This is a genomic window from Comamonas avium (genome assembly GCF_014836675.1).
In the GTDB taxonomy this organism is placed as follows: domain Bacteria; phylum Pseudomonadota; class Gammaproteobacteria; order Burkholderiales; family Burkholderiaceae_C; genus Comamonas; species Comamonas avium.
Genome location: NZ_JACSQK010000013.1, coordinates 1 through 12,977, shown reverse-complemented (window position 1 = coordinate 12,977; position 12,977 = coordinate 1). Strand labels below are relative to the sequence as shown.

The 12,977-nt window shown below is 57.4% G+C and carries 10 protein-coding genes and 1 pseudogene; 6 read left to right on the top strand and 5 right to left on the bottom strand.

The genetic code is table 11. From position 1 onward, the window contains the following. Positions 1-6: 6 nt before the first annotated feature. Together H9646_RS18150 and H9646_RS18145 are read left to right on the top strand one after the other, a co-directional pair. Positions 7-204, top strand: coding sequence for a tautomerase family protein (locus tag H9646_RS18150; RefSeq protein ID WP_191724807.1), 198 nt, complete (start codon positions 7-9; stop codon positions 202-204). 331 nt (positions 205-535) lie between these two features. Continuing rightward, positions 536-745, top strand: a complete 210-nt coding sequence (locus tag H9646_RS18145) for a hypothetical protein (protein WP_191724806.1) — start codon at positions 536-538, stop codon at positions 743-745. A gap of 83 nt (positions 746-828) precedes the next feature. Here the strand turns inward: H9646_RS18145 and H9646_RS18140 are convergent. From H9646_RS18140 to H9646_RS18135, 3 genes and pseudogenes are all read right to left on the bottom strand, one after another. After that, positions 829-1,834, bottom strand: a pseudogene (locus tag H9646_RS18140) (recombination-associated protein RdgC). A 219-nt stretch (positions 1,835-2,053) separates the two neighbouring features. Continuing rightward, complete coding sequence (locus H9646_RS18615) at positions 2,054-2,188, bottom strand: hypothetical protein (RefSeq protein ID WP_263598972.1); 135 nt, start codon at positions 2,186-2,188, stop codon at positions 2,054-2,056. A 10-nt stretch (positions 2,189-2,198) separates the two neighbouring features. Next, the gene (locus H9646_RS18135) at positions 2,199-2,402 is read right to left on the bottom strand and encodes a hypothetical protein (protein ID WP_191724805.1); all 204 of its coding nucleotides are present in this window, start codon (positions 2,400-2,402) and stop codon (positions 2,199-2,201) included. A gap of 272 nt (positions 2,403-2,674) precedes the next feature. On the opposite strand from H9646_RS18135, the gene H9646_RS18130 reads away from it, so the two are divergent. Next, positions 2,675-3,841: a GGDEF domain-containing protein gene (locus H9646_RS18130; protein ID WP_191724804.1), complete on the top strand. Its 1,167-nt coding sequence runs from the start codon at positions 2,675-2,677 to the stop codon at positions 3,839-3,841. Between the two features lie 476 nt (positions 3,842-4,317). Here the strand turns inward: H9646_RS18130 and H9646_RS18125 are convergent, their stop codons facing one another. Together H9646_RS18125 and H9646_RS18120 are read right to left on the bottom strand one after the other, a co-directional pair. Beyond that, positions 4,318-4,608, bottom strand: coding sequence for a hypothetical protein (locus H9646_RS18125; protein WP_191724803.1), 291 nt, complete (start codon positions 4,606-4,608; stop codon positions 4,318-4,320). After that, positions 4,605-5,489: an SPFH domain-containing protein gene (locus H9646_RS18120; RefSeq protein WP_191724802.1), complete on the bottom strand. Its 885-nt coding sequence runs from the start codon at positions 5,487-5,489 to the stop codon at positions 4,605-4,607. Before H9646_RS18120 ends, H9646_RS18125 begins: the two co-directional genes overlap by 4 nt. Before the next feature lie 113 nt (positions 5,490-5,602). Between H9646_RS18120 and H9646_RS18115 the strand changes: the two genes are divergently transcribed. The 3 genes from H9646_RS18115 to H9646_RS18105 all read left to right on the top strand — a co-directional run. Continuing rightward, positions 5,603-6,091 (top strand): lysozyme, encoded by a 489-nt coding sequence (locus H9646_RS18115; RefSeq protein WP_225214323.1) that lies wholly within the window; start codon positions 5,603-5,605, stop codon positions 6,089-6,091. Beyond that, a complete protein-coding gene (locus tag H9646_RS18110) occupies positions 6,088-6,525 on the top strand; it encodes a hypothetical protein (protein ID WP_191724800.1) in 438 nt (145 codons plus the stop codon). Before H9646_RS18115 ends, H9646_RS18110 begins: the two co-directional genes overlap by 4 nt. Before the next feature lie 240 nt (positions 6,526-6,765). Then, on the top strand, positions 6,766-12,977 hold a 6,212-nt coding region (locus tag H9646_RS18105; protein ID WP_191724799.1), incomplete at its 3' end, for an autotransporter-associated beta strand repeat-containing protein.

Here is a 12,977-nt window from a genome sequence, read left to right as displayed (position 1 = left end):
ACTTTTATGCCCGTTGTCCGTGTGAGCTGGTTCGAAGGAAAAGATCACAAACAAAAGGCTGCTGTAGCGGCAGATATCACTAAAAGCATCGTCGAACATACCGGAACCGATCCCAATTACATCTACATCATCTTTGAAGACGTCAAGGCATCCGATTGGGCCGGTGCTGGCAAATTATTCGGAGGAAGCAACGCAACCAGCTGAAGATGAAGAGCAAGCAGACCTGCGGTTCTTTGTTTGCAGGCCATGTTTAAGATTGCTCCTAGCCGCTTGCAGCCCTGGAATGCAGAGAAATCAGGACAGGACTAATAGGGCGCGTGCTCATACCTCTGGTGCTTAGTCGGTGTGGTGGTCAGGGCAGCCGCGCAGTGCAGCTTCACCCAGCCTGTTTAGAGGTTGATCTTCTCAAACCACGAAATGCTAGTCAATTCAGATTGGTGCTTCTGCCAGGCAAAAAAACAGGTGAAAACAGAAGGGGAAGATGTTATGAGCGTTTTGAGCAACAATCGGACTTATCTTAAATACGGAAATCTTTGTGAATCAACCAATTGCACACGCCGAACTCATCGCCAGCTACAAAAAATTGGCTGCTGATGCCGCTAAAAAAGCAGCAGTAGTGCTGACCTCGTCCTCTAAAGGCCCTGGCGTACTCAAGTCGGTGAGCGAAACCGCATCGAAAGCAGCTCATCGTCGCGATGTAGCTGCCGCTAAGCTTGCAAAACTTGGCGTCGCGCTTCCCGAGTAAGCTCTGAGAATTGATTCAGGCATTCTGCTGAATTTCAGTCCTGACCTGGCAAAAACAAAACCCGCATTACGCGGGTTTTTTGTTTAGAACGGAGCGTCCCGCGTTGCTGTGTCGTCTGGCGCGCTGGCTGGCCCAGTCACTGCACCTGCGCGAGACACGCAAACTGCCAAGGTGGTGGCGCAGGGTGACGGCAGGCCAATTTCCGTGCGGCCTTCGCCACCCAAGGCTTCAATCAAGTCAGGGATCAGCTTTGCAAGCTCGGCCGTAGCAATGGCCACCTCTGTGTCAAAGCCGCCTTCATCACCCGCTTGGTCCAGCACCGTGTCGGTGAAGTTCAGCTTCTTGAGCTGCAGGTTGTCCGTGAGCAAGAAGCTCACACGGTTATCCCAGGTCAGAGCAAGCTTGGTTGGCAGCTTTCCGTGCTCTACGTGCTGCTTTACCTCGTCAATATCCAGAGGGTGGCGGCCTTAGCGGACCACGGACTTGGATTCATCGGCTGCTTTCAGTTCGCACTCGCGGTCAATGCTGAAGCCCACGGGTGCTTTCTGCGTCAACAGCCAATGGCCCATGGCTGCCTGGGCACTGGTTTGTGTGTCCAGCAGGGACACGCCAAATCCTTTGAGGCCTTCTACCAGCAACGTGACCACTTCGTCAGCCTTGCCCTGGGCGCCGGTATCCAGCACCAAGAATTTGGCTTGCGGATCGATCCACACCCACATGCTGCTTTGCTTGGTGAATGCCATGGGCAGCAAATAGAGCTTGGCCTCGTCTTTCAGGTCGCGCTTTTTTTTTCTTGCCGGGCTTGCGGCCAAACTCTTTTTCACACGCGTCAGCCTTCTCTTGCACCTTGCGATTGAGCACGCTGGCGGGCAGCATTTTGGATTCACTCATGAAGCGCAGGATCCACTGGCCGCCAACGCTTTCAGCCAGCAGGCCGTGCTCGTGGCCGCGCGGAGGAATCCAGCCCTCTGCATGCTCTTGGGTTGCTCCGCAGGCCATGAAAGGTGTCTTTTGCAGAGCCTCTTCCACTTGCTCCAGCGAGCCCTGCCATTGCTGGGCAGTGCGATAGATGATCAGGTTCGAGAACATAAATTCATTAACTCTTTAGATATGGGTGACCACTACCGCAGCAGTTGCTGCAATGGAAGAAACGAAGAGCCGCAAGAAAGCGTGGAACATCAGGCGCACAGAGCACTCCAGGCGATTGAGGAAAACAGGGCGACCAGAAGCAACAAAGCCCACTTGTTGGTGGGCTTGAAGCGGGGTTTAGAGCGGGGCATTCGCTGCAATTGGGGGTGCGGTGTCATGCTAAATTTCCTGCTGCTGCAGTGATGACCCGGCAATCACACCACCCGAGCAAAGCAGGTCGGCGGCGTATGCAGCGTCTCTGCTGGCGAAGGTGTCGGCACTGGCGCGACCGTTGGCTTTGAAGATGAATCGCATCGGGTTCTCCTTATTTGGCAACTGGTGGTTGAGGGCTGGTTTGGCGCGCGGCTTGCTCCAGCAGCCACGCTTTGGATGGCAGGTAAAGACTGCCTTCGTCTTCAGCTTTGAGACGGCGCTTTGTCTCGCGCTGTTCCAGCGTTTCGGCGGGGGCGCTAAAAGCTGGGTGAGCGCGCCTTCGCGCTTTATTGAGTAAGGCGGTGTAGCGAGACATAACGGGCTCCAGAAATGAAAAACCCGCCGAGCGCGTGCAGGGCGGGGAGCTGATAAAGGGCGTGGATTAATGCTTGCCAACTTTAGGAAGCTTCAGTCAGGCAAAAACGAGGCTAGTTCAGTGCCTCGGGATAAGCGAAAAAAGTGTTTACACACGCATTGGTTTGATAGTATTAATTTTGAGTAAGAAGAGGTGGGTTTACCTCTTGCTCATGTTTAGTTTTATCTCAACACGTTTTGTTAGTGAGCACTTTTGCTTGCGAAAGGCTCACCATGCCCATAAACAACGCCCAAGCCTATTTGCTGGTGGCACCGTCGGCCATTGTGATGCTGAGCCTTGCGCTTTTTACGGTTTGGTATTTAAAGCGCGATCATCGGTACCTGCTGTTATTAGGGTGTTCGCTGGCATTTACAGGGGTCTCACTGGGATTCCAAACGCTTCTTGATCGAAGCCAGATTGCCATCTGGAGTACGGTATCAGGGCTGGGCTATTTATTAGGAGCGTGGTTTGGTGCCCGTGCACTGGCTGACAAGTATGGAGTTCCATCACGCCCACGCCTTAGCCTCGCAATTGGCTTAACAACGCTGGCGATTCTTGCGTTCTTCAGCTTGGTTGAAGAGGATCTTCTGCTTCGGATCCACGCGCTGGGTATCGCGTTGGGATTGATACAAGTTCTACCAGCCCCTGCAATTTTCAAATTGCCGCGCAAACGTGAACGTCTTGAGGTTGTCCTTTACTGGATCTATGTAATGTTCTGCATTTACACAATGCTCAGACCAGCCATAGTTCTCGCGATGGGCTCTGCAGAGCTAAACAACTTCGTCCTGTCTAAGTTTTGGGTGGTCACGACGATTGGCTCAATGACTTTCTGCATGCTTTTTACATTCCTGTTTCTTGCATGCGCTGTCCAGGGGACCGTGAGTAAATTAAGTGATGAGCGCGACCATGATCCCTTAACCGAACTACTCAATCGAAGAGCATTCCTTGAGGCCGCTGAGTCATTGATTAATGACCGTCGACTGCAGCCTATCTCTCTGGCTTTTGGAGATATTGACCACTTCAAATACATCAACGACCGCTGGGGGCATGAACGTGGTGACCAGGTGCTGAAAAAGGTGTCGCTCACCATGCGCAGCCAAGTGCGCCATCAAGACTTGGTAGCTCGTTTTGGTGGTGAAGAATTCGTCCTCTTGCTAGTGAACACAGATGTCAAAAGCGCAGAGCAAATTGTTGATCGCATCCGTGAATTAGTTAGCTCTTCGAATGATGCAATGCCTGAAGGTCAGCCGCTGACAATTAGCTTTGGGATTACGGCTATGCCGCTTGGTGGAAGCCTCTCCGCTGCTATCGATGAAGGGGATAAGCTTTTGTATCAAGCTAAAGGCGCTGGACGCGATCGCATCTGTACCGATCCTGTTGCTGAATCTGTGACTGGCTAAATTCAGCTACAGCCTAAGAGTTTGGGCATGAAAAAGCCCGCTCGATGCGGGCTGATGGCTTGGTGGACGGAAGAGCGACATGCAGAAAATAAACACACTCTGCTTGAAAGCATCGTCTTGCTGCTTTTTGTTCTGAGTTTGTCCTGGCTGCTTTAGACCAGGCGAAGATCGCTCAGCTTGTCGCTCTTACCTTTGTCTCTGACCAAGGATGTTCAGGCCAGAGTGGATGTGTGTTGCATTGGACTAACTCCTTAAGTTAGAGAAAGCCAAACGGGCCTTCACGTCTGCACGATGCTCCTGAAGAAATACCCACGTTGTATCAATGCGTAAGTAACACAGGCTTGAGTCTCAAACTGCAGCCCTCTGTCACAAGGCTTTGGTTTCCCCCAGCAATAAAGCCAGCCGAGCGTGTGCAGGGGTGGCTTACAAGAAAAGTAAAACGCCCTGAGAGGCGTTTTTGGTTGGTGCAGAGATTGTTACTGCTTGAAGTCTAAGCCTTGCTTGACCGCATCCTGCATACGCTGATCACGCACATTGCCTGGAACTGGCTTGCTGATGCGATCTTCGATGCCGGCTTCCGATTCAACGAATACAGGAGGCGCTGATCGGGCAATTTCACCCTTTGGCATGTAGGAGGGTTGGGCTTGAAAGTACAGAAACAGCGCAGCAACGGTTGCTGCTGCAATCCATAGTTTCTTGAATTTCCAACTCAAGCCAAAGCCAATGGCCGCAATCAAAAACGGTATGAGGTTGATCAGAAGAATCATTTGCCGATGCTCACCATGGGGACCGCATCGCTCAGAGTTGTTGTGGGCAGCTGTCCATTCCACTTCTCAATCCAAGCACGCTCGTTTTCCAGCTTGCGTAGCTGCAGCACTCGGGAGTCCACGGATTGGGCTAGCACTGCTTGAGACATGGCTTCAGTCTCTGCCTTTTCCTTGTCAATAGCGCGCTGCAGGCGGGCTTCTTGCAGCTCACGCTCTAACTGAGCTTTGGAGATGGCCAGCTGGGCTTCCTCTTTCTGAATGGCTTCGCGACGCTCAGCGGCTGACTCTTGTGCGTCAGTAATGATCTTGGGGTACTTCAGATTGGTAATGCCAACAAAGCGCACCGAGAAGGGGGTCAAGGCCTCAATCGCATTGCCTAGCTGGATCCGCAAGTCAGAGTTGATTTTTTCGTTGCTAGAAGCAATTTCACTGATCGAAAGCTTGCTCAAATACTCACGCACTTGGGCTTGAATGATCTGGCTTGCATAGGTGCGGTACACCTGCTCATTGGCAATGGTCGAAATATCTCCAGAGACTTCTGTCGGAGCAATTGCATTGAACAGTTCGGCTGTTTTCTTGGGGTTGATGCTTAACGTTGCGCGGATGGTCACATCCAAGTTCAACTTGTCTTCAGGAATGAAAATGGTCATAGCCTCTTGATAGGCCTTATCGGATACGTCAAGTAAAACCAGTCGATCACAGTACGCCCAGCACTTGCCAAGACGGAACTTGGAGGTCGGGATCAGGTTGTCCTGGTAGCCATCCTTGGTCATTATTTTGCCGACATGTGCAGGTGGCACTTCGACTTTTTGTCCGCATGCTGCCAACACCAGAACGGTGGTTATGGCTGCCAGAATATTTTTGTACTTCATTGGTTGCATGTTTTTTAACCGCCTCCTTTGCGGTGTTGCTCGTTGATTTGAACATGTTTCAAACCGCAGCCCACTGTCACAAAGCTCTGTTTTGCGGTCGTAGCTTTCCGACCTGCCATCGCTTGCGCGACGGGCTTTGCTGTTTTTGGCAAACCAAACTGATTGCTGCGATTGGTGCCAGTGCTGCCGCGCCTGTGGTGCCCTTGGTTGCCAAGTACGAAGGCCCGGTGCTGCGCACCTACCGTGACCCCATTGGCATCATCACCGCCTGCACTGGCCACACAGGCCCAGAGCTGCGCATGGGCCAAACCTTCACGCGCCAGCAGTGCCAGGACATGCTCTACCAAGACCTTGTGCAGCACGCCGACGCTCTGGGCTGTATTACCCAGCCGCTCACAGATGGCCAGCGCGCCGCCTTTCTCAGCTTTGCTTTCAACGTGGGGGAGGGCGCATTTTGCAAATCAACGCTGGTGCGCAAAGCCAATGCGGGCGATGTGCAGGGCGCGTGCGCAGAACTCAGCCGCTGGACGTATGCCGGAGGCAAGCAGCTGCCCGGCTTGGTGCAACGCCGCGCTGCAGAGCGCCAGATGTGTGAAGGGGGCTTGGCATGAAGGTGCACACCATTGCAGCCGCAGTGGGGGCGGCTTTGATCTTTGGCGCGGGCTGGGCCGTCAACGGCTGGCGGTTGGGCCAAAACATTGCACAGATCCAACTGGCCCACACCGAAGAGCTGGCCGCGCGCGATGCGGGCACTTTTGCTGTGGCCCAGGCCATCGATACCAATTACCAAGAGGCACTCAATGCACCTATTCAAGAACAAGCGCGCCTTGCTGGGGCTGCTGCTGTTGCCACTCGGAATGCTGGCCGGTTGCGCGACCAGCTCAGTGAAGCCGACAAGCGAATTGCCACGGCTTCCGCAGCCGCCGTCCGCGACTACGCCACAACCGCCAACAAGCTACTCGGACAGTGCAGCGACAGATACACAGAGCTGGCAGCAAGAGCTGATGGACATGCCCTTGATGCAAGAGTCTGCCGGGCAGCTTGACCGGTCAAGGCCGTGATTCCATAGCTGCAAGGTGCAGTCGATTATTCGATTATTTATATAAACCTTATAGCAATAATCGTATACGCAATGTGCGATGGGTCTAAAAATACCTAGTTTCAGGTATGGGCACATCAGGATATGAATGTTACTGTCTGTTCCGATTTTTAGGGCTTCGGGCAACCTGATGACAGGCTTTGAAGCGCAACAACACGAATACATACGCTTTCAAGGCTTTGTCACATGAACCACATTTACCGATCTATATGGAACGCGACTCTGGGCTGCTGGGTGGCTGCACCTGAGACTGCAAGTACGGGCGGCAAGGCTAGCCGCTCCCGTACCACCTGCCGCCGCCCCGTGGATGCGGTACAGGCAAGTGCCCCCCGCTTCTGCCTGCGCCAGAGCGCCCAGGTGTGGTTGGCTGTGCTGGCCCTTTGCGCTGGGGGCAATGCCTTGGCTGCCTTAGGCAATCTGAATTTGACTTCCTCCGATCCGGTGCTCACTCTCACTGCTACTGACAGTGCTGACTCTCTGTCAGGACAGGTAAATACCACCATTAACTTAGGCAATTACCAGCTGACTTTTGGCAGTGACGGCAGCAACCAGACGTTCAATGGCATCTTCACAGGCAACGGCAGCGTGGTGAAGGTGGGCGCTGGAACGCAAACCCTCAATGGCAACAGCACCTTTGCCGGTGGCCTAGAGCTTAATGCTGGCGGTCTGGTGGTCGGCAGCAACACCGCGCTGGGCACAGGTGCACTGACCACGGCGGCAGGCACTACACTCGACGCCAGCACCGCAGTTGCACTGACCAACGCAGTTTCCCTTGGCGGTAACCTGACTGTCGGCGGCAGCGCCAACCTGACCCTGGGCGGGATTGTCAGCGGCAGCGGCGGGCTGACCAAAAACGGCGCGGCAAACCTGATTCTCAACGGAGCGAACACCTTCCTCGGTGCAGTCGCGTTGAACTCGGGCACGATCACCGCGGGTGCCAACGCGGCGCTCGGCAGCGGCAACATCACCGTCGGCGGCGTGGCCACCCTCGACAGCAATGCGGCAGTGACCCTCAACAACGCGGTCATTCTCAACAACAGCCTGGGGATCGGCGGCAGCAACGCGTTGACCCTCGGCGGGGTGATCAGCGGCGCCAGCCAACTGGTGAAAAACGGCGCCGCCAATCTCACTCTTAACGGTACCAATACCTACAGCGGCGGCACCACGCTGAATGCCGGCAGTCTGACGGTCGGCAACGGCGCGGCACTGGGCACCGGCGCTTTGTCAGTGGAAGGTGCGGGCACGCTCAACAGCAGCTCGGCCGTGACCCTGAACAACAACGTGATTCTCAACGCCAACCTCACCGCTGGCGGCGCCAACGCGCTGGCCCTTGGCGGGGGGATCAGTGGCGGCAACGGGCTGATCAAAACCGGCGCTTCGAGCCTGACCCTCAACGGCAGCAACACCTACACCGGCACCACGGCGCTGAATGCCGGTTCACTGATTGTCGGTTCCAGCACAGCCCTTGGCACCGGCACACTCAACGCCTCGAACGGCACCACCCTCGATGCCAGTACCGCCGCGACGCTGGCCAACAACGTAAACCTCGCCGGCACCCTGACCCTGGGTGGCACCAATGCGCTGACCCTCGGCGGCGTGGTCGCCGGTATCGGTGGACTGACCAAGAAGGGCGCTGCCGACCTGACCCTCAACGGCGCCAACAGTTATTTTGGCAACACCCTGTTGAACACCGGCAAACTGATTGTCGGCAGCAACACCGCGTTGGGTTCCGGCACGTTGAACGCGGCGGCCAACACCACGCTGGACGCGAACACGGCCGTCAGCCTGAACAATGCCGTGGCGCTCGCCGGTGCCTTGAACATCGGTGGCATGGCGAATATGACCCTGACCGGGCTGCTCAGCGGCGGCGGCAGTCTGGTGAAAGACGGTGCGGCCAATCTGATTCTCAACGCCGCCAACAACTACCTCGGCGGCACCACGCTGAATGCCGGCACCTTGACCGTCGGCAACAGTTCTGCATTGGGCTCCGGTGCATTGACCGTCGCTGGCGCCGCAACGCTGGACAGCAATTCGCCGCTGGTCAGCCTCAACAACGCGGTCGCATTGAATGCGGCGCTGACCGTTGGCGGCACGCAAAACCTGGCCCTCGGCGGCGTCACCAGCGGCACAGGCCAGTTGATCAAAAACGGCGCGGCCAACCTGACTCTCAACGGCAGCAACACGTTCAGCGGCGGCACCACCCTGAATGCCGGTACGCTCACCTTGGGCAATGCCAACGGTCTGGGTAGTGGCGGACTGATCCTCGGCGGCGCGGCGACGCTGGATAACAGTGCATCGTTCGGCATCGGCAACGCGATCACTTTGAACGCCGGGCTGACGGTTGCCGGCAACAACGATTTGAGCTTGAATGGCGTCATCGGCGGTGCCGGCAACCTGACCAAAAACGGTCTGTCGGATCTGACCCTTGCGGGCAACAACACTTTTACCGGCGCGCTGAACATCGTCTCGGGCAGCGTCACCACCCTCAACAGCAACGCGCTGGGCAATACCGCCGGCGTTAATATCAGCGCCGGCGCCTGGCTGAATCTGGGCAGCAACGCCAGCCTCGGTGCGCTGACCGGTAGCGGCAGTGTGCAACTGACCGGCAGCAACCGGCTGACCGTCGGCACCGGCAACGTCACCAGCACTTTCGATGGCGACCTCAGCGGCAGCGGTGGTCTGGTCAAAGTCGGCACCGGTACCTTGAACCTCACCAGGATCAGCGGCATCACCGGCAACACCGCGATTGATGGCGGTATCGTGAATCTCACTGGTTCGCTGGGCAGTGCGCAAGTCAACGTCAATATCGGTGGCACGCTGACCGGTACCGGCTCTGCGCTCGGCGCGGTCAACATCAACAACGGTGGGCATCTGGCGTTGTTGTCGGGCAACACCTTGTCGGCGAGTGCTCTGACTCTTGGCGCCGGCAGCAACGTTGATGTAGCACTGCGCACACCGTCGACCGCGTCGCTGATGAACGTCGGCGGCAACCTCACCCTTGACGGCAATCTCAACGTCACTGATGCCGGCGGTTTTGGCGTCGGCGTGTATCGCCTGTTCAACTACATCGGCGCCCTGACCAATCTGGGGCTGGATGTCGCCAGCGTGCCCGTCGGTTACGGCCTTGGCGATTTGGTGGTGCAGACCGGGGTGGCCAATCAGATCAACATTCAAGTCTCCGCGTCGAACAGCAAAATCCGTTACTGGGACGGCAGCCAGACCATCGCCAACGGTGTGGTCGATGGAGGCAGCGGCACCTGGAACGCGGTCGGTACCAACTGGACCGATGCCAATGGTTTGGTCAACCAACCGTGGGCCGGCGATTTCGCGGTGTTCCAGGGCACCGCCGGCACGGTGACGGTGAACGGCCCGCAAGCGTTCACCGGCATGCAATTTCTCACCGATGGCTACAACGTGGTCAACGGTGCGGCGGGGCAACTCACGGCGGTCAACGGCACCGGCGGCACCACTTCGTTGCGCGTCGATCCGGGCGTGACCGCGACCATCAATGCCAATATCGATGGCAGCGGCATTCTCAATAAACTCGACGCCGGCACCCTGGTGCTCGGCGGTGCCAACACTTATACCGGCGGCACACAACTGGACGGCGGCAAGATTATCGTCGGCAGCAATACGGCGCTCGGTACCGGTACGTTGACGGCGAATGCCGGTACGCAACTGGACAGCAACGCAGCGGTGACACTGGCCAACGCGGCAACGCTCAACGGCAACCTCACCGTGGTCGGCAGCAATGCACTGACCCTCAACGGCGTGATTGGCGGCACCGGTGGCCTGATCAAAACCGGCACGGCGAACCTGACCCTCGGCGGCAACAACGCCTTCCTCGGCCCGGTAGCACTGAATGCTGGCGGACTGATTCTGACGTCGAACTCGGCGCTGGGTTCGGGCACTTTGAATGCTGCGGGCGGCACCTCGCTGGATGCCAGCACCGCGGTTTCGCTGAACAACGCGGTGAATCTGGCCGGCAATCTCGGCATTGGTGGCACGGCGGATCTGACCCTGGCCGGCACGCTCAACGGCGCCGGCAGCCTGAGCAAAAACGGCGCAGCCAACCTGACTCTCAGCGGCAATAACAACTTCCTCGGTGGCACCACCCTGAACGCGGGTACCCTGACCGCTGGCAGCAACTCGGCACTGGGTCTGGGCAATCTCACCGTAGCCGGCACCTCGGCGCTGGACAGCAACAGCGCGCTGAGCCTGGGCAACAACGTCGTGCTCAACGCCAATCTGAGCAACACCGGCAGCAACAATCTGACCATCGCTGGTGTGGTCAGCGGCGCGGGTGGCTTGATCAAGGACGGCGCGTCGAACCTGACACTCAACGGCATCAACACCTTTACCGGCGGTACCACGCTGAATGCCGGCACGCTGAGCCTTGGTACAGGCGCGTCGCTGGGCAGTGGAGCGCTGACCGTGGCGGGTGCTTCGACCCTAGATAACACCGCGCCACTGGTGCTGGCCAATAACCTCAACGTCAATGCCAATCTGGCTCTGGCCGGCAACAACAACCTGACACTCGGCGGCATCGTCGCCGGCGCCGGCACATTGATCAAAAATGGTCTGTCCGACCTGACCCTGAGCGGCAGCAACACCTTCAGCGGCACCTTCGATGTGGCGTCCGGCAGCCTGACTACGCTGAGTGGCGTGGCGCTGGGCAACAATGCCACGGTCAATCTTGCAGGCGGCGCGACGTTGAATCTCGGTGCTTCGGGCAGCCTTGCCACCCTCACTGGCAGCGGCACTGCGCTGATCGGTACGGGCAATACGTTGAGCCTCGGTGGCAACAACGTCAGCAGCACCTTCGCCGGCATCCTCAGCGGTGACGGTGGCCTGAGCAAACTCGGCAGCGGCACCCTGACCCTCAGCGGCATCAGCGATCTGACCGGCAACACCAACGTCAACGCCGGTACCTTGCAGATCAACGGTTCGCTGGCCAGCGGCAATGTGCTGGTCAACAACGGCGGCACCCTCGGTGGCAGCGGCACCCTGACCGGTGCCTTGACGGTGGCCGATGGCGGTCATCTCGTGGGCGTCACCGGCAGTACGCTGAACGTCAGTTCGCTGGTGTTCAACGGCAATTCAAACTTCGACGTCGGCCTCGGCACACCGGTGTCAGGTGGCGGCAATGCGTTGGTCAGCGTTGGCGGCAACCTGACCCTTGACGGCACCCTCAACGTCAGCGACATCGGTGGTTTTGGCAGTGGCGTGTATCGGCTGATTAACTACACCGGCGGCCTGACTGACAACGGAATGTTGTTTGGCTCCCTGCCGGGCAACGTCACTCCGGGCGATCTGACTTTGCAAACCGCCTTGGCCAATCAGATCAACCTGTTAGTCACAGCACCGGGTGTCACTGTCCAGTTTTGGGATGGCAACCAACTGGTGGCCAACGGTTCGGTTGAGGGCGGCAGCGGCACCTGGGGCACCGGAACCACCAACTGGACCGATGTCAACGGCACCACGAACCAAGCATGGACCAACAGCTTTGCAGTGTTCCAGGGTAATGCCGGCACGGTCACCGTCAATGGCGCGCAAACCGTCACCGGCATGCAGTTCGTCACTGATGGCTATACGTTGCAAGGCGGTACTGCGGGTTCACTGAAACTGGCCGGTGCTGTAGGTAACACGATTGTGCGCGTTGATCGTGACGTCACTGCAACCCTTGATGTAGGGATTAGCGGTACGGATACCCTTGTCAAGCTGGATGCGGGCACTTTGGTTCTGAATGCTGCCAACGGCTATACCGGCGGCACAGTCTTGGATGGTGGCACGCTGGTGGTAGGCGACAACGCAGCGCTGGGCGCGGGTGAATTGATTGCTCAAAATGGCACGATATTGGATAGCAACAAGGCTGTTACTCTGGCCAACGATGTGACGCTCAATGGTGCCTTGACAGTTGCGGGTAGCCATGACCTGACACTGGCAGGTGATGTGACTGGCAACGGCAGCTTGACCAAGACTGGATCTGCTACCTTGGTGCTGAGCGGCGCTAACGACTACGCAGGTGGCACCACCATCAGTGCTGGCCGTTTGGTGGCCTCTGTGGGTAATCTGGGCAGCGGCTCTATCGTCAACAATGCAGCGTTGGAGTTGAATCAAACCAGCAACGCCACCTTGGCGCAAGCCATCAGCGGCAGCGGCGACTTGACCAAGACTGGTGCAGGCACGCTGACGCTGGCTGGTAACAACACCTCCACGGGTGGCACCACCATCAGTGCTGGCAAGTTGGTGGCCTCTGTGCGTAGCTTGGGCAGCGGCGCTATCGTCAACAACGCAGCGCTGCAGTTGAACCAAACAACAGATGCCACCTTGGCGCAAGCCATCAGCGGCAGCGGCAGCCTGACCAAGACCGGTGCTGGCGCATTGACGCTGACGGG